Origin of the sequence: Cutibacterium granulosum (genome assembly GCF_900186975.1) — a bacterium.
Classification (GTDB): Bacteria; Actinomycetota; Actinomycetes; order Propionibacteriales; family Propionibacteriaceae; genus Cutibacterium; species Cutibacterium granulosum.
Genome location: NZ_LT906441.1, coordinates 1,518,721 through 1,535,695, shown reverse-complemented (window position 1 = coordinate 1,535,695; position 16,975 = coordinate 1,518,721). Strand labels below are relative to the sequence as shown.

Annotated in this window: 15 protein-coding genes; 13 read left to right on the top strand and 2 right to left on the bottom strand. The window is 65.1% G+C overall.

What is annotated here, in order from left to right:
* The first annotated feature begins 91 nt into the window (after window positions 1–91).
* The 11 genes from mihF to rpe all read left to right on the top strand — a co-directional run bounded on the left by mihF (window position 92) and on the right by rpe (window position 11,892).
* A complete protein-coding gene (mihF, locus tag CKV91_RS06570) occupies window positions 92–427 on the top strand; it encodes an integration host factor, actinobacterial type (protein WP_036957403.1) in 336 nt (111 codons plus the stop codon).
* Window positions 428–551: 124 nt separating this feature from the next.
* The gene (gene gmk / locus CKV91_RS06565) at window positions 552–1,163 is read left to right on the top strand and encodes a guanylate kinase (RefSeq protein ID WP_021103328.1); all 612 of its coding nucleotides are present in this window, start codon (window positions 552–554) and stop codon (window positions 1,161–1,163) included.
* A 21-nt stretch (window positions 1,164–1,184) separates the two neighbouring features.
* Window positions 1,185–1,568: a DNA-directed RNA polymerase subunit omega gene (gene rpoZ / locus CKV91_RS06560; RefSeq protein ID WP_021103327.1), complete on the top strand. Its 384-nt coding sequence runs from the start codon at window positions 1,185–1,187 to the stop codon at window positions 1,566–1,568.
* A gap of 113 nt (window positions 1,569–1,681) precedes the next feature.
* Window positions 1,682–2,911, top strand: coding sequence for a bifunctional phosphopantothenoylcysteine decarboxylase/phosphopantothenate--cysteine ligase CoaBC (gene coaBC, locus CKV91_RS06555; RefSeq protein ID WP_036957402.1), 1,230 nt, complete (start codon window positions 1,682–1,684; stop codon window positions 2,909–2,911).
* A gap of 62 nt (window positions 2,912–2,973) precedes the next feature.
* Window positions 2,974–4,167 (top strand): methionine adenosyltransferase, encoded by a 1,194-nt coding sequence (gene metK / locus CKV91_RS06550; protein ID WP_021105574.1) that lies wholly within the window; start codon window positions 2,974–2,976, stop codon window positions 4,165–4,167.
* Between the two features lie 102 nt (window positions 4,168–4,269).
* Window positions 4,270–4,851 carry a 3'-5' exonuclease gene (locus CKV91_RS06545; protein ID WP_021105573.1) on the top strand — a complete coding sequence of 194 codons (582 nt, stop codon included), beginning with the start codon at window positions 4,270–4,272 and terminating at the stop codon, window positions 4,849–4,851.
* A gap of 114 nt (window positions 4,852–4,965) precedes the next feature.
* A complete protein-coding gene (locus CKV91_RS06540; protein ID WP_036957398.1) occupies window positions 4,966–6,444 on the top strand; it encodes an NAD-dependent succinate-semialdehyde dehydrogenase in 1,479 nt (492 codons plus the stop codon).
* Complete coding sequence (locus CKV91_RS10140; RefSeq protein ID WP_021105571.1) at window positions 6,441–8,618, top strand: primosomal protein N' family DNA-binding protein; 2,178 nt, start codon at window positions 6,441–6,443, stop codon at window positions 8,616–8,618. The genes CKV91_RS06540 and CKV91_RS10140 overlap by 4 nt, the downstream gene beginning before the upstream one ends.
* Before the next feature lie 176 nt (window positions 8,619–8,794).
* Window positions 8,795–9,742 carry a methionyl-tRNA formyltransferase gene (gene fmt / locus CKV91_RS06530; RefSeq protein WP_065860669.1) on the top strand — a complete coding sequence of 316 codons (948 nt, stop codon included), beginning with the start codon at window positions 8,795–8,797 and terminating at the stop codon, window positions 9,740–9,742.
* Window positions 9,739–11,145 (top strand): RsmB/NOP family class I SAM-dependent RNA methyltransferase, encoded by a 1,407-nt coding sequence (locus CKV91_RS06525; RefSeq protein WP_021105569.1) that lies wholly within the window; start codon window positions 9,739–9,741, stop codon window positions 11,143–11,145. Before fmt ends, CKV91_RS06525 begins: the two co-directional genes overlap by 4 nt.
* Window positions 11,146–11,229: 84 nt before the next feature.
* Window positions 11,230–11,892: a ribulose-phosphate 3-epimerase gene (rpe, locus tag CKV91_RS06520; RefSeq protein ID WP_021103319.1), complete on the top strand. Its 663-nt coding sequence runs from the start codon at window positions 11,230–11,232 to the stop codon at window positions 11,890–11,892.
* A gap of 70 nt (window positions 11,893–11,962) precedes the next feature.
* On the opposite strand, the gene CKV91_RS06515 is transcribed toward rpe, so the two are convergent.
* Window positions 11,963–12,823, bottom strand: a complete 861-nt coding sequence (locus tag CKV91_RS06515) for a proteasome assembly chaperone family protein (protein WP_021103318.1) — start codon at window positions 12,821–12,823, stop codon at window positions 11,963–11,965.
* A gap of 112 nt (window positions 12,824–12,935) precedes the next feature.
* On the opposite strand from CKV91_RS06515, the gene CKV91_RS06510 reads away from it, so the two are divergent.
* Entirely contained in the window at window positions 12,936–14,573 is a 1,638-nt protein-coding gene (locus CKV91_RS06510) for an HAD-IA family hydrolase (protein ID WP_065860670.1), read from the top strand.
* A complete protein-coding gene (locus CKV91_RS06505) occupies window positions 14,570–14,776 on the top strand; it encodes a hypothetical protein (RefSeq protein WP_065860671.1) in 207 nt (68 codons plus the stop codon). The genes CKV91_RS06510 and CKV91_RS06505 overlap by 4 nt, the downstream gene beginning before the upstream one ends.
* A gap of 6 nt (window positions 14,777–14,782) precedes the next feature.
* Here the strand turns inward: CKV91_RS06505 and CKV91_RS06500 are convergent, their stop codons facing one another.
* Window positions 14,783–16,969, bottom strand: a complete 2,187-nt coding sequence (locus tag CKV91_RS06500) for a YhgE/Pip domain-containing protein (protein ID WP_021103316.1) — start codon at window positions 16,967–16,969, stop codon at window positions 14,783–14,785.
* Window positions 16,970–16,975: the final 6 nt, after the last annotated feature.

Here is a 16,975-nt window from a genome sequence, read left to right as displayed (position 1 = left end):
CACTCACATCCCCATCGCGTTTCGATAATCTGTGACCAATCAAGTCCCAGAGAGAACAGTTGTCTTACTGGACAGTGACCATGTGGCGTAGATGGGAGCGATCGTGTCCATTCCAACCTTGACCCCCGAGCAGCTCAGCGCTGCCCGCGATCGTGCCACCCAAGCACGTCGAGCACGCGCCGAACTCAAGACGAAGGTGCGTTCTGGGCAGATCACGCTCTCCGAGGGCCTTGACGAAGCACTGGCAGACGACACCCTGTCACACATCAAGGTGGTCGACCTGCTGAAATGCATGCCCCGGGTGGGGGACAAACGTGCCGCCGAGATCATGGAACGTCTCGACATCGCACCAAACAGGCGCATTCGAGGACTGGGGCGTCATCAGCTCGACGATCTACGTGCCGAGTTCGATCCCGCACGGCACTGATTTCCTAACTCCTTCCCCAGCCCCGGGCCGTCATCGAAAGACAGTCGCGGGGCGATCACGACACGCGAGATCATGACGTAAGAGGGTCATGGCGTAACGGGGATCATGGCGTAAGGTGACCGTCATGCTTGATGGCGCCAACCCCACACCACAGATTCCCCAACCACGTGGCCTGACACAGGATGGTCCGGTGCACGTTGCCGTGATCTCCGGACCCACTGCCGTGGGCAAGGGAACCGTGGTTGCCGAGCTGCTGCGTCGTCATCCCGACCTGATGGTGTCACGATCCACCACGACCAGACCACCGCGTCCCCATGAGGTGGACGGGGTGCAGTACGACTTCGTCACCGATGAGCAGTTCGACGATCTCGTCTCCTCCGACGGCCTGCTGGAGTGGGCCACGGTCCATGGTGTTCACCGATACGGAACACCTCGCAAACCCGTGCTCGACGCCGTGAGTGCCGGCAGAGTCGTCATCCTGGAGATCGACCTGCAGGGGGCACGTCAGGTACGTGAGTCCCTGCCCACCGCCACCCGCATCTTCCTGGCACCGCCATCCTGGGACGAGTTGGTGCACCGTCTCGTCGGCCGCGGCACCGAGTCCCCCGAGCAGCAGGAACGACGTCTGGCCACGGCACGTACCGAACTGGCATCGGCCGACGAGTTCGACGCCGTGGTCGTCAATGACGAGGTCGACCTGGCTGTTGAACGTTTGGTAGACTTGCTTGGTCTGTGACCACATCCAGGAGGACCTTCCTTGTCTGAGACCAACTCCGAGGGCATCACCTACCCGCCGATCGACCAGCTCATGGAGCACGTCGACTCCAAGTACCGTCTGGTGCTCTTTGCGTCCAAGCGGGCCCGTCAGATCAACGCCTACTACTCCCAGCTGGCCGAGGGGCTGCTGGAGAACGTCGGCCCCCTCGTGGAGACCGACAATCAGGAGAAACCGCTGTCCATCGCCATGCGTGAGATCCAGGACGGTGTGATCCAGACCCATGAGATCACTGCGGAGGAACAGGCCGAGATGGATCGCCAGGCGGAGATGAGCACCGAGGACCTGCTCAAGTCGATGCTCGCCGAGACCGACGAGGCTGCCGATCCCGAGTCGTCGTCAACCGAGTCGGAAAGCTCCGACTGACCATCGGAGGGGATTACCTGATGGTCTGGTTCACCAGGAGCATCCACCGGTGCGATCCTCCTGGTCGGCCAGCTTGGTTCGGGCCGATCCCACACTGATACGGGAAGTGCGTCATGGCCGTTGTAGCAGTAGGCGTGGGCGGCGGAATCGCCGCCTACAAGGTGTGTCAGATCGTTCGGCGTCTGGCCGAGAATGGCCATGACGTTCATGTGATTCCCACCGACAGTGCCTTGGAATTCGTCGGCCGACCCACGTGGGAGGCCCTGTCCGGTCACTCGGTGCACAGTGGGGTCTTCGATGACGTCCCCGGCGTCGAACACGTACGTCTGGGTGAACAGGCCGATCTGATACTCGTCGCGCCGACGACTGCCGATCTGCTCTCCCGGATAGCCCAGGGTAGGGGGGACGACCTGCTCACCACGACGATCCTGGCCTCCCGGGCGCCCAAGCTCCTCGTGCCAGCGATGCACACTGCCATGTGGCTCAATCCCGCAACCCAGGAGAATGCCGCTGCTGCCCGCAGGCACGGCATCGTCGTCAAGGAGCCGGCTCGGGGCCGCCTGACCGGTCGCGATTCCGGTCCGGGGCGCATGCCCGAGCCCGACGAGATCGTCTGGCTGGCCCAGAGCCTTCTCGACGATCCCGAATGTGCCGAGCCGATGAGTGCCCAGGACCTTGCTGGCTGGACGATCCTCGTCTCCGCCGGGGGCACACGTGAACCCATCGACCCGGTGCGATACATCGGCAACCTCTCATCGGGGCGTATGGGGTTCGCCATCGCGACCAATGCTGCAGCTCGCGGTGCGAAGGTCACCGTCGTTGCTGCCCACACCCAGGCTCAGCTGCCCTCCAGCGTCGAGGTCGTGACGGTCGACACCACCGAGGACCTCTGCCAGGCCATGACGCAACGAGCTCGACAGGCAGACGCCATCGTCATGGCGGCCGCAGCAGCCGATTTCGCTGCGGCCCCGGCCACCACCAAGATCAAGAAGCACGAGGGCACCGACCATGTGGGGGAGTCGATGACCCTCGAGCTGCACCAGACCCCCGACGTGCTCGCCCAGATCTGCGCCGATCCGGTGCCCGGACGAGTCGTCGTGGGGTTTGCCGCCGAGACCACCGACGATCGGGAGCAGTTGCTGCACCTTGCAGACGCAAAGCTGCACCGCAAGGGATGCGACGTCCTCATCGTCAACGACGTCTCGGCAGGACGAGTCTTCGGATCGTCCGACACAGACATCACCGTGGTCCACCAGCAGGGGCCAGGGCGACGAGTCGTGGGCTCCAAGGCGAGGGCAGCTGCTGCCATCGTCGACGAGATCCACCAGCTGCTGGCCCAATGAAACCGGCCCACCAGTGGTGGGCCATGATGCGCGGCTCTTCGCCGCGCGGTCAGGAGACCAGAATGTCCACTCGAACACTGTTCACCTCGGAATCGGTGACGGAGGGCCATCCGGACAAGATCGCCGATGCGATCTCCGACCGGATCCTTGATGAGATGTTGGCCCAGGATCCCACCAGCCACGTCGCCGTGGAGACGCTGGTGGCCACCGGTCAGGTCATGGTCTGTGGTGAGGTCACCACAGAGGCCTACGCCGACATCTCCAGCATTGCCCGTCAGACGATCGTCGAGATCGGCTACGACTCCTCTCGCAAGGCCTTCGACGGCGCCTCCTGCGGGGTCAATGTCGCCCTGGACAACCAGAGTCCGGACATCGCTCAGGGCGTCAACAACTCCTGGGAGGTACGGCACGGGTCGACTGATCCCCTGGATGCCCAGGGAGCCGGCGACCAGGGCCTCATGTTCGGCTATGCCAGCAACGAGACCGCCGCGCTCATGCCTCTGCCGATCGATGTGGCCCATGCCCTGTCGCTGCGACTCACCGAGGTACGCAAGAACGGCACCTTGGACTATCTGTGGCCCGACGGCAAGACCCAGGTCACGGCCCAGTACGACGAGCACAACCGTCCGGTGGGAATTGACACGGTCGTCGTGTCCAGCCAGCACGAGGACGGCGTCGACATCGAGGGGCAGATGACCCCTGACCTCGTCGAGCACGTCATCACTCCTGTGCTGGATCGCTACGACCTGGCCACCGACGACATGAAGGTACTCGTCAATCCCACCGGGAAATTCGTCATCGGTGGACCGATGGGTGACATCGGACTCACCGGGCGCAAGATCATCGTCGACACCTATGGTGGTATGGCTCGACACGGCGGCGGTGCCTTCTCGGGCAAGGACCCCTCCAAGGTGGATCGTTCGGCCTGCTACGCCATGCGCTGGGTGGCCAAGAACGTCGTGTCCGCTGGACTTGCCGATCGCGCTGAGTGCCAGGTGGCTTATGCCATCGGCAAGGCGCAACCGGTCGGGTTCCGCATCGACACCTTCGGTACCAACAAGGTGCCCGAGTCCGTCATCGAGAAGGCGGTGCTCGCCGTGTTCGACCTGCGTCCAGCAGCCATCGTGCGCGACCTGGACCTGTTGCACCCGATCTACAGCCAACTCGTCGCCGGGGGACACTTCGGCCGCGCCCTGCCGGGAGTCACATGGGAGCAGACCAATCGCGTCGATGACCTGCTCGCTGCCGTGAAGTGATCCGGGAGGCCTTCGAGGCAGCCGAATCTGCAGGGCGCCATGTCGGAACCGCACTGACTCACGACATGGCGCCCCCATGCCGTCCGTCGTAGTCTTGCGATCATGACACGTCGTACCACACCGTCCACCCTGCTGATTCCACCGGACAGCGAGCTGGCCGAGTCGCCCTTCGTCGCGATGGACTTCGAGACCGCGAACCGACTGAGCGGTGTGTCGGCCTGTCAGATAGCCTTGGTCCGCGTTACGGACGGGGTCGTCACCGAGGAGCTGGACACCCTCATCAAACCGCCGAGTGGGTGGGACCACTTCGAGTTCACCTACCTGCACGGTATCGGCCCGGACGAGGTACGTGATGCACCGAGCTGGCCAGCCATCGCAGACCAGGTACGCGATTTCGTGGCAGACGTGCCGGTGTATGCCCACAACGCCGCATTTGACCGCGGCGTCTGGGCGCAGCTGGACGAGTTCTTCGACACCTCGACCCTGCCACGACGGTTCTACTGCTCCTACCGGACCGCCAAGCGCATGGTTCCCGGGCTGCCCAACTACAAACTGCCCACCGTCGTACATGCCTGCAATCCGAACTTCGACCTAGATCATCACCACGCCGGTTCCGACGCCCAGGCCTGCGCACAGATCGTCATCGCCCTGCAGCGGATGAGTTCCAAAGCCTCCGACGACTGAGCGTGATCACGCAGAGGGGCACAGGAGAGTATGGCTGCCGGAGGAATGAGTAGTCCCCGGCCCGAAGCTGGCTAGGGTGGAGAGGACGCAGTCGACTCCCCGGAAAGGCTTGCCATGACCATCGAGCTTCCCGTCGCCCCACAGGTCGTTGATGATCTCATCTCCCGTTTACCACGAAGCTCATTCATCAATGGTCACTTCATTGATGGTGAACCACATATGCACGTTGTCAACCCAGCCACTGGCGAGGACCTCCTCACCGTGTCCGCCGCAGACCCGCAGACCAGTGGGGACGCTGCCCTGACGGCTGCCTGCGCTGCCGGGCCTGCATGGGCTGAGTCCACCCCACGACGTCGCTCGGAGACATTGCGTCGTGCCTACGAGTTGTGCCACGAACGAGCTGATGACCTGGCCCTCACCATGACCCTGGAGATGGGCAAGCCGCTGGCCGAGTCCTATGGCGAGGTCACCTATGGCGCGGAGTTCCTGCGCTGGTTCTCCGAGGAGGCGGTACGTGGCCCGGGACGCGCCCGCCCGGCGCCTGGTTCGGTGGGGCAGGACATGATCGTCACCTTCCAGCCAGTGGGACCGTGTCTGCTCATCACACCGTGGAACTTCCCCCTGTCGATGGGCACTCGAAAGATCGCCCCAGCCCTCGCAGCAGGCTGTCCCGTCGTCCTCAAGCCCGCATCGGCGACACCACTGACCGCACTGCTGCTCATGGAGATCCTGCGGGATGCCGGTGTCCCCGATGGGGTCGTCAACTGTGTGGTACCGACGAGCTCCTCGGAGTTCTCCAACCATCTCATGAGCGATCACAGGTTGCGCAAGATGTCGTTCACCGGTTCCACCCAGGTGGGACGTGACCTGCTCTCCCGGGCCAGTGAGCATGTGCTGCGCACCTCGATGGAGCTGGGTGGCAATGCTCCGTTCCTCGTCCTGGACAGCGCCGACATCCCCACCGCAGTCACCGCCGCCATGGCTGGAAAATTCCGCAACAATGGTGAGGCGTGCACTGCTGCAAACCGGATTTACGTCCATTCGGACGTGGCTGATGAATTCATCCATGCCTTCGTGGCGCAGGCCGAGAAACTGGTTCTCGGTGACGGTTGTTCCGCGGCAACCACGCTGGGCCCGCTCATCGACCCCGACGCTGTGACCAGGTGCGCTGAACTCGTCGACGACGCGGTGTCGCGAGGTGCAACGGTCCTCACGGGAGGCACGATCCCGGACCGGGAGGGGTTCTTCTACCCAGCGACTGTGCTCAAGGACGTTCCTGCCGATTCCCGGGTGTGCCATGAGGAAATCTTCGGACCAGTGGCGCCCATCATCGTCTGTGACGACGTCGACGAGATGCTTGCCCTGGCCAATGACACACAGTTCGGACTCATGGCCTATGTCGCCGGCCAGGATCTGGACCAGGTGCGTCACGTGGTGCGCGGACTCGATTCCGGAATGGTCGCCGTCAACGTCGGGGTGGCCTCTGACCCGGCTGCACCGTTCGGCGGGGTGAAGGAGTCCGGGATTGGACGAGAGGGCTCTCACGAAGGACTCAGTGAATACCTCGAGCTGAAATACGTGCGCCTGGGGTGAGCGAACAGATGACCTCGGACGAGGAGCTGGTGATTCCTGACGAGCAGTGGGTGGCGCACGTCTGCGTTGCCTCGGGGCTGGCCCATCTTGATCGGCCATTCGACTACCTGGTGCCTGATGACCTCGTGGAGCAGGTGAGTGTCGGGGTACGGGTGCGCGTACGACTGGCCGGACGCCTGTGTGACGCAATCGTGCTCGCCGTCGACCATGACCACATCGCGGGGATGCAGCTGGCGAATCTGGAGAAGGTGGTCTCGGCCCAGCCGGTCACGACTGTCGAGCAACTGCGACTGGCACGCGCAGTGGCCGACCACTATGCCGGAACCCTGGAGGACGTCCTACGCTGGGCGATTCCCACCCGTCATGCCCGCACCGAGGCCGCCACCCCGCCCGAGTGGCCACAGCCCCGACCACTCGAATCCGACGTTCCTGCCCCCGACAGCCCCCAACTCACCACAACGGGACCCGGTGCGCATGATCCTGTCGCAACAGGACCCCATGTGACCGGATCTGCCGAGCCTCGGCCGGTCGCCACGCGGGAAACCTCGGGGATGGCTGCCATCGAACGGGGAGCCCAGTTCCTCACCCAGGTGCGAGCCGGGGAGTCCCCACGTGGCTTCTGGCGGGTGACACCGGTGAGTGGACCAGCCGATGAGCTCGCACTGGGTTCCTGGACACTGGGACTGTGTCAAGCCGTGTCGGCAGCCGTGGTCAGCGGCCGTACTGCCTTGTGCTGCGCTCCCACTGTTGAGGAGGTCGATGAACTCGCCGAAACCCTGGAATCCCAGCTGGGGCCAGGGACGGTGGCCAGACTTCATGCCGAGCAGTCCACTGCCGCTCGGTGGCGCAACTATCTGGCAGTGCTACGCGGCCAGGCGCGGATCGTCGTCGGAACACGTTCGGCCGTCATGGCTCCACTACGAGATCTTGGTGTCATCTGTGTGTGGGACGAGGGATCGGACGTCCACGACGAACAACGTGCCCCGTATCCCAACACTCGGGACGTGGCGGCACTACGTGCCCACACCGAGCACGCTGCGCTCCTGCTGGCTGACCACGGTTGCTCGGTGCCGGTGGCCCGCTGGCTGGAATCGAGGTGGCTCGCCCTCATCCAGGCGGATCGCGGGACGGAACGTCGGGTGTGCGCGCCCGTTCGGGTACCTGGCGATTCCGATGTCGCCCTCGCCCGTGACCCCCTGGCGACCTCGGTACGCATCCCCGACCTTGCCCTGCAGACCATTCGTGCTGGGCTCGCTCAGGGACCGGTCCTGGTTCAGGTTGCTCGCACCGGAGACCTGGTGCGTCCGTCCTGTGACCGCTGCCGTACACCCATCGTCTGTTCCTCGTGCGGCGGGCCGATGCACGCGCGTCGCACCACCGACGGCACCGAGCTCACCTGCCAGTGGTGCGGGCAGAAGCAGACGGACTGGTCGTGCGCCACCTGTGGCGCCACGACGATCCGATCCGGTCTGGTGGGTGCCAGCACCACTGCCGAACAACTGGGACAGGCCTTCCCCGACACGACGGTCGTCGACTCCTCGTCCGATCACGTCACCACGACGATTGGAACGCAGCCCGTCCTCGTGGTGTGCACCCCAGGGGCAGAGCCACGCTCGGAGTCCGGGTATGCCGCTGCCGTGGTGCTGGACGCCACCTCGGCCCTGGAACGGCCCGGGCTCACCAGCGTCGAGCAGACCGTGGATCGGTGGTTCCACGTCGTCTCCCTGGTGCGGGGCGCCCCGGAGGGGGGACGGGTGGTGCTGGTGGGCCCGACGGGGGACCGCGCCGTGCAGGCACTCATTCGCAATGACCCGGTCGGTTGGGCCCGACAGGAGCTTGCCGACCGTCGGGAGGCGGGTTTCCCCCCAGCCACGTGCGCCGCCATCATCAGTGGCTCGGACCAGGCCGTGCGGGCCGCCGTCGAGCAGTTGTGCGCCGCATCCAGCGATGCAACGGCAGTCACCGGAACACCGGCACATGTCGACGTGCTGGGGCCGGTACCGATCCCGAACCGACACGATGACGACGAGCCCCGTCTCCAGGCGATCGTGCGCACCCCGGCCAGTGAGACAGCCTCTCTGGCCACCATCCTTGCCCACTTACGTGCCCAGCACACCATGATTCGTGCCGAGGGGACCCTGCGCATCCGCATGGATGGCGCCACCGAGATATGAGATCCCCCATGCACGACTGGCACGGCGCTGCCCACAACTTTGGGACAACGCCAGGGAGCTCTCCCCGTGCACGGCTCAGCACAACGTCTGCTCACCTGCCCCACGGAGGCACCGAATCCGACCCCTCACCGCTGGAGCACCACGCCATCGACGCAATGATGGATAGGTTGGAGATTGTGAAACTGCTCTTTGCTGGAACACCCGAGATCGCCTGCCCAGCGCTGGCGGCACTGGACGACGACCCCCGCCACGACGTGGTGGCCGTGCTCACCCGCCCGGACGCCGCCGTGGGCCGGCACCGTACTGCGCGCCCCTCACCGGTGGCCGCCCTGGCGCACCGACGGGGGATTCGCACCATCAAGGCTGCCTCGGTACGCACGGGGGCCGGCCATGACGAGGTGGCCAGTCTCGACGTGAATGCCGCCGTGGTCGTCGCCTACGGTGGGCTCGTCCCGGCCGATCTTCTCAAGATCCCCGAGCACGGCTGGATCAACCTGCACTTCTCACTGTTGCCGCGCTGGCGTGGTGCCGCCCCGGTCCAACGAGCCATCATGGCAGGTGATGAGCGGACCGGAGCCTGCGTCTTCCAACTGGTTCCCGAGCTCGACGCGGGGGCGGTTCATGCGTCGATGACGACCACGATTGGACCCACGGAGACCTCCGGTGAGCTTCTGGAACGTCTTGCCGCCGACACCACTGGTCTCATCACGACGGCCTTGGACCGCATGGCCGATGGCATCGACCCCACCCCGCAACCGGAGCAGGGCTTCACCCATGCCGCCAAGATCACCCCACAGGAGGCCCGTGTCGACCCGTCGCTGCCGGCTCGCACCCTGGATCGTCTCATCCGTGGCACGTCCCCGGCCCCCGGGGCGTGGGGACTGCTGGATGGCAGACGCTTCAAGATCCTGCGCACCTGCCTCGTCGATCCAGCACGCGACCACGAGACAGATCTGGACTCAGACCTTGCCCCCGGTGAGCTTCATGCCACGAAGAACAACCTGTACCTGGGCACGGGGGAGGGGGTCCTGCGGCTCATGGAGGTCCAGGCATTCGGCAAGAAGGCGATGCGCGGTGCCGACTGGGCACGTGGCGCACACCCGAATGGCAAGGTGCTGTCATGAGTTCGCGGTCGCATTCCAGGCGTCGTCGCCGCTGCGACCCGGTGCGTCGCGTCGCCTACACGGCTCTGTTGGCCACCGAGACGCGCGGTGCCTATGCCAACCTCGCCCTGTCCGAGCAGCTACGGATGAGCGCACTCACCGGGCGCGATGCCGCCTTCGCCACAGAACTGGTGGACGGTACGGCCCGCGGCACCGGGAGTTGGGACCGCATCATCACTGCTGCAGGTGGACGTCCTGCCAGCACATTGCAGCCTGGGGTGCGCGTCGTCCTACGGATGGCCTGCCACCAGATCCTGCAGATGCGGGTGCCCACGCACGCCGCTGTCGGCACCTCGGTGGATCTTGCCGCCCACGTCATCGGGGAGCGGGTCACTGGACTGGTCAATGCCGTGGCCCGCAAGATCTCCCTGCACGGCCTTCCCGAGTGGGCCGAGATCATTGCCCCCGACGATCCGGTCGAACAGCTTGCCATCGCCACCTTGCACCCCCGATGGATCGTGACGGAGTACGCAGAGCTGCTGGATGGTGACGAATCGCTCGATTCCGAGAATCTCGCGGCCGGCTGTGCAGCGGGCTCCGGCGAGGTGCGCCGTGCCCTCATGGCCGACAACATCGCCGCGACCCCCACCCTCGTCGTGCGGCCCGGACTCGCCACGGTCGACGAACTGCTCGCCCAGGGGGCGAGCGCGTGTGAGTACTCCCGATTCGGCGGGCACCGCGCCGGAAATCCACGCGAGGTGCCGGCAGTCGCCGACGGACGAGCCGGCGTGCAGGACGAAGGATCCCAACTGGTGGCAACTGCCCTGGCCGACACCTGCGATGTCGATGGGCCGTGGGTCGACATCTGTGCTGGCCCCGGAGGCAAGGCAGCACTGTTGGCCGGACTGGCCGCCGAGCACCATCGTTTCTTCGCTGCCGGTGAGCTGCACCCGCACCGTGCCCGACTGGTTGCCAATGCTCTGGCCCCGATCCCCGGGGATCATGCCGTCCTCGTCGCCGACGGCACCCATCCACCCGTGCGACCCGGAGTGTGTGCCGCCGTCATGACCGACGTGCCGTGCTCCGGCCTGGGAGCGCTGCGCCGCCGTCCCGAGTCGCGCTGGCGGGAACGCGACCTCGACACCCTCGTGCCGCTGCAACAGGACCTCCTGCACCATGCCATAGCACTGGCCAGGCCGGGCGGCGTCATCGGATACGTCACCTGCTCACCACATCATCGCGAAACCACCGAAGTCGTCTGCCAGGCGCTCCGGCACGAACCGGTGGAGGCCTTGGACACCCCGAGTCTCATGGCCGGCGTGCCCGACTGTGCCACCGGCCCGGACGGCAGGTTCGTCCAGCTGTGGCCGCACCGGCATGGTACCGATGCCATGTTCTGCGCAGTCCTGCGTAGAACGTCCTGACGGCCGTGACGGGCTGTCTGGGAGGTCACATCGAGGCCGTGGCCAGAGATCTGTGAATCAGCACCGATCCTCTAGGCTGGGGTCATGACTGTGCGCATCACCCCGAGCATTCTCAATGCCGATTTCGCCGACATGGGCCGGGAGGTGGGACGCATCGAGTCCGCCGACGGCGTCCACATCGACGTCATGGACAACCATTTCGTGCCGAATCTCACCATGGGTGTGCCGATGGTCGAGGCGCTGCGCAAGGTGAGCGACCTGCCGTTCGACGCGCATCTCATGATTGAGGATCCCGACGTGTGGGCGCCGGGATATGTCGATGCCGGTGCCCAGACCGTCACCTTCCATCTGGAGGCGGCCAAGGCACCGATTCGTCTGGCCCGCGAGATTCGCTCCCGCGGTGGACGGGCCGCCGTCGCCCTGAAACCGGCCACCCCGGTGGAGCAGATCGCAGACTTCCTCGACGAGTTCGACCAGGTGCTGCTCATGACGGTCGAACCCGGATTCGGCGGTCAGTCATTCCTGGACTGCGTCCTGCCCAAGATTCGTCGGACCCGGGAGCTCATCGACCGCACTGGCAAGGACATCTGGCTGCAGGTCGACGGGGGAGTCTCGCCACGGACGATTGCCCGCGCGGCACAGGCTGGTGCCGACACCTTCGTCGCAGGATCGGCCGTCTACCGGGCGGAGGCACCCGATGAAGCGGTGCAGCGATTGCGGAACCTCGCCACTCGTGCCACGGCCTGACGGCTCTCGAGGCCCTGCCGGCTGGGAGCGGGCAGGGTGTTGCACGACCTGGTGACGCGCCTCGTGGGCCTCACGCCTCTGGACCAGACCCCTCACCTCGGGGAGGATCGTCCTTCCTACGATTGCGCAGGTACGACTGGAACTCCACGGCAAGGACGTCTCCGGTGAGCCCTTCGGGCAGGTCGGCGTCCTGCTCCTGCTCCATGTCGCGAATGTACTCGGGCAGCCCCTCGGTCTGGGTGGCCTCCTGGGAGACCTCCTCGACCCACTGCTGGGATTGCGCACGCAATTCCTCGGACACCAGGGCCAGACCGGTGAGTTCCTCGACGCGCAGCAGCAGGGCAAGCACGGCAGGAGGGCAGGGCGGTTCGAAGGCGTACTGGGGCACGAACGCCCACAGACCCATGGCGTCCGTGCCAGACTTACGTACCTCCTCCACGAGGACGGAAGGCAGCCCGACCGGCCCCTCGTAGTCCACCTCGTCAATTCCCAGCCGCGATGCCATCTGCGCATCACTCACCGTCCCCGACACCGGCAGCGGGCGGGTGTGGGGGACGTCGGAGATCATCGCACCGAGCACGACGACACCGGCCGGGTCGAGCCGCGCGAACTTCTCGATGAGGTCGGCGCAGTACCGTCGCCAACGAAGATTGGGCTCGGGGCCGGTGACGCACACCACGGGCTGCTCCTCGTCGAGTCCCTGCCACAGGGTGGTCGTCGGCCATGTGATGGTGGCCTCGGAATCCGTCACCCGTCGTACGGGACGCAGGATCTGGTAGTCGTAGTAGTCCTCGCAGTCCAGTTCCACCGATGGCATGAGGTGGTAGCGGTCGACGATGTTCATGACGGCATCGAAGGAGGCGCCTCCAGCGTCGTTCCAGCCTGAGAATCCGACGACGATCCACGGACCAGATGACTGTGAAGACGGCATGGTGCACAGCCTATGCCATGTTCCCCTCGTACCGGTAGAGTCGTGGACGCTCGTCGAGGTGGCCCTCGACAGCTCCTGACAACCCGATCCGTCCAGACTCCGGAGCCGCTCCATGCACATGTTCGCCGCCGTCCTGTGGGATTTCGATGGCACCCTCGTCAACACCGAACCTCGGTGGGCGCAGGCAGAGGACACCCTGTTGGCGCGCTACGGCACGTCCTGGGGTGAGGACTCCCACAATTTCACCGGACGGCCGGTCATCGAGGTCTGCCAGGAGATGGCTCGGATCATCGACAACGGGATGAGCGCGCAGGATGTGCTGACCGAGTTCGTCGCCATCGTTGCGCAGCTCAACAGGGAACAGGACGTTCCGTGGATGCCCGGCGTCCCGCAGCTGCTGGCCGACCTGCACGAGGCAGGGGTGCCGATGGCCATCGCCACCAGCGCACTGCGCAGTACGGTCCAGCCCATCCTCGACCACGTCGACCCCGACTGGTTCGGCGCTGTCATCACTGCCGACGACGTGGACCACGAGACGGCCAAACCCCATCCCCGTCCCTACCTGGACGCTGCTGCCGCGCTGGGGGTGGCGGCCACCGACTGCCTCGTCGTCGAGGATTCGGCCACCGGGGCTGCTGCCGCGGCCGCGGCTGGTGCCGTCACCCTCGTCGTCGACGGGGCAGCCACCCCTGGCCCGGCACCACGACGTGTTCATCGCCATGATCTGTCCGGTCTGCGCACCAGCGATCTCGTCAAGCTCTGGAACCTGGCCCAGGAACAGCCCGTGCCCTTGGCCTCGGGGGGCGGCGGGGTGCTGCGTGAGGGGGAGCGGATCACCCTCACCGACAACAAGGGGCGTCGTCATTCCATCGTCCTCAAGGCTGGCGGGATCTTCCACACCACCAAGGGAGCCGTGCGTCACGATGACCTCATCGGGGGACCGCAGGGGGTCGTCGTCTCGTCGGTGGGCGGGCTGGAGTTCCTGGCCCTGCGCCCCACGTTGAGCGAGTTCACCGTGTCCATGCCGCGTGAAGCAGCCATCATCTACCCCAAGGAAGCTGCCCAGATCGTCATGTGGGCAGATGTCTTCGCCGGGGCACGGGTGTTGGAGGCGGGGGTGGGGTCCGGCGGACTCTCCATCCCACTGCTGCGTGCCATTGGTCCGACCGGCAGGCTGCACTCCTACGAACGGCGTGGCGAGTTCGCCCAGGTGGCAGCTCGCAATGTCGAGAACTTCTTCGGGACGACACCGGACACGTGGAGCCTCGAGGTGGCAGATCTCGTCACCGACATCGATCCGGAACCCATCGACCGGGCGATCCTCGACATGCTCGCCCCGTGGGAGTGCATCGACGCAGTGGGGCGAGTGCTCGTACCCGGCGGCCTGCTGTGCTGCTACGTGGCGACGACCACCCAGATGGGGCGAGTGATGGAGACCTTGCGTGCCGAGGGCGGCTGGACCGAACCGGAAGCCACCGAGACCACCACTCGCCCGTGGCACGCCGAGGGATTGGCGATCCGCCCGGCACACGGGACGACGGGACACACCGGGTTCCTCGTCATCGCCCGTCGCCTCGCTCCCGGCGTGCAGGCACCGATCCGCAAGCGACGCCCGGCACCCGGAGCGTACGGCCCCGACTACCACGGCCCGCGACCCATCCATCTGCCGGATCCCCGTAACCTGACGGATCCCCAGGACGAGAATCCCCAGACCAAAGATCACCATGCCGAGGATTCCCGTGCCGAGTGACTGACGCACAGGGTGTCACGATCCTGCTGGGCCCGGGCGTGACACCCAGACCCACGACTGACGGTGGGCATCCCGGCAAGATCCTCGTCCTGCCCGGCCCCTCAGCCGTGTCCGGCGATGATCTGAGTCATCCGGGTCACCCAGGACGCGTCGGACTCACTCCCGGTGCACCAGCACGGCAGCGGTGCACCGGGAAACCCTGAGGCCCCTCACCTCGGGTGAACTGAGAAGGCAAAATCACCACTGGAGTTGGAGGTGACCATCGGCGGGTGCAGGTCTCGCATCCGGAACCTCTTGTGTCGGTGTCCCAGCCAGGCGATGCAGAACAGACTGATGGCGAGCAGGACTGCTTGGACCGTGATACCCGTGACGAAGTAGTGCAGCGGACCGTCGGAGATGAGGTATCGGAAGGCGTCCACCGAGTACTTCATCGGCATGAACACCGCCAGGTGCTCGTAGAAGGTCGGCAACATGGTCACCGGGAAGGTGCCACCACAGGTGGGCAGCTGCAGCACGAGGAGAATGAGGAACACCGCCGTCTGCGGACTACCCATGATGAGTCGCAGGACGTGTGCCATCGCCATCCAGGCCAACGACGTCACCGTCACGAACAACAGGAGCAGCCACGGGTGCACTGGATCCAGTCCAAGAACCAGCCACACACCGAAGATCATGATGAGTGCTCCCACCAGACAGACGGTGGCAGCTGGGCCGAATCCCATCATGAGCAGGCGTACCGACGAGGCACGTCCAGCCTGGGCGCGTCCGGAGATGGTGCGCAGCACGAGGAATGTCGAGATCGCGGAGATCCACATGGCGATGGAGAAGAACATCGGCGCCAGGCCTCGTCCGTAGTACTTGGCCGGATGGTCGACCGTCTGCTCGACGTCCACTGGAGTGCTCATGACCTTCGACATGGTCTCGGTCTGGGTGGGGCTCAGGCTCGGCATCTTCTTGTAGCCGTCCTGCAGTCCCGTGGACAACTGGCTGGCACCGGTGGTGAGGGTGTCGGTGCCCTTCTTGAGCTGACCCAGTCCGTTGGACAGTTGCACGACGCCCGAGACCACCTTGGGCATCTTCTCGGTCGCCTCGCGACCTGATTGGGTGGCCTTGTGCACCGCGGAGTCCATGTCCTTGGCGCCGGACTCGGCGGTTGCCATGGAGGCCTTGAGCTGATCGGTTCCCGCATTGGCCTTGTCGACGTCGCGGTTGAGGCGATCCAAGGCAGACTTGGCGTTCTGTGCCGCCTGGTTGGCCGTGGACTGGTCAAGGCTCAGATTGAGCCCGGCGGAAGCGTTGACGACGGCGGCGACATTCGACGAGACGGTCGTCGTCGCACTGGCAGCCCCGGAGAGGTTCTTGACGAGCTCGATGTAGTGCGCGTCATTGGCAAGTTCCGGGTGGGTGGAAAGCAGCTGGGTCGACGCGTCGCGGGCACCGGAGACATTGCTGTTGATCGTCGTGACAGTGGGACCGTTGGGATTCTCGAGTTTCCCGGTGGCAGTCACCAGATGCTTCGCCTGTTGCTGCAGAGCTGGCAGGTTGTTGTTGATCTGATCGATGAGTTGACCGGTCTGGGCATTGACGACCTGGGCGTCCTCACCGACGTCCTGCGCAGCGGCGGCAATCGTCGTACTCCCATTCCTGGCCTGACCGACGGCCTGGGTGAGCTTGCTCGATGCCGAGTCGGCGTCGTTGAGGGCGGAGTTGACGCGATTGACGGATTCCTGGCCTTCTCCCAAGGACTTCGTCGCGTCGAGCATCTTGGTGTTCATGAGGGTGACGGCGTCGTTGACGGACTTGTTGCCGTCGGAGACCTTCTTGGCACCATCGGAGGCATTGCCCAGGGAATCCTTGATCTTCTGCAGGTTGCCGAAGACCGACTCGAAGTACGTCTGGGTGACGGACTCGTCCAAGGCCTTGCCCAACGAGGTCTCCACCTGGGAGGTGAGCAGGCCGATGATGAAGCCATTGGCATCGTCGCGACGCAGCTGCAGGGTGGCGCGAGCCGGTTTGTAGTCTCCGGCGCTGACAAGGTTCTTGGAGAAGTCCTTGGGGATGGTGATGACCATGTAGTAGTCACCGGCGCGCAGGCCATCAACGGCAGCCTGGGAGTCGGTGCCCATGAAGCGCCAGTCGAAGAGGGGACGGCTCTTCAATTGGCTCTCCAGCTGGTTACCACCGTCAACCGTCTTGTCCCCGAAGGTGGTCGGCTCGTCAAGATTGACCACCGCGATGGGCACATCGTCGGTGTTGGCGTAGAGATCCCAGTTGGCGTGCAGGTACACCCCGCCGTAGAGCAGCGGAATGATGAGCACGAAGAACAGCGCCAGACGGGAGCGTCCCTTGAATCGGCGGAACTCATATTTGAGAAGCTTGGCCAAGTTGATCAACATGAACTG

Coding starts and splice junctions, on each gene's coding strand:
- mihF (WP_036957403.1), top strand. CDS start 92: ATGGGAGCGATCGTGTCCATTCCAACCTTGACCCCCGAGCAGCTCAGC.
- gmk (WP_021103328.1), top strand. CDS start 552: ATGCTTGATGGCGCCAACCCCACACCACAGATTCCCCAACCACGTGGC.
- coaBC (WP_036957402.1), top strand. CDS start 1,682: ATGGCCGTTGTAGCAGTAGGCGTGGGCGGCGGAATCGCCGCCTACAAG.
- metK (WP_021105574.1), top strand. CDS start 2,974: ATGTCCACTCGAACACTGTTCACCTCGGAATCGGTGACGGAGGGCCAT.
- CKV91_RS06545 (WP_021105573.1), top strand. CDS start 4,270: ATGACACGTCGTACCACACCGTCCACCCTGCTGATTCCACCGGACAGC.
- CKV91_RS06540 (WP_036957398.1), top strand. CDS start 4,966: ATGACCATCGAGCTTCCCGTCGCCCCACAGGTCGTTGATGATCTCATC.
- CKV91_RS06525 (WP_021105569.1), top strand. CDS start 9,739: ATGAGTTCGCGGTCGCATTCCAGGCGTCGTCGCCGCTGCGACCCGGTG.
- rpe (WP_021103319.1), top strand. CDS start 11,230: ATGACTGTGCGCATCACCCCGAGCATTCTCAATGCCGATTTCGCCGAC.
- CKV91_RS06515 (WP_021103318.1), bottom strand. CDS start 12,823: ATGCCGTCTTCACAGTCATCTGGTCCGTGGATCGTCGTCGGATTCTCA.
- CKV91_RS06510 (WP_065860670.1), top strand. CDS start 12,936: ATGCACATGTTCGCCGCCGTCCTGTGGGATTTCGATGGCACCCTCGTC.
- CKV91_RS06500 (WP_021103316.1), bottom strand. CDS start 16,969: ATGTTGATCAACTTGGCCAAGCTTCTCAAATATGAGTTCCGCCGATTC.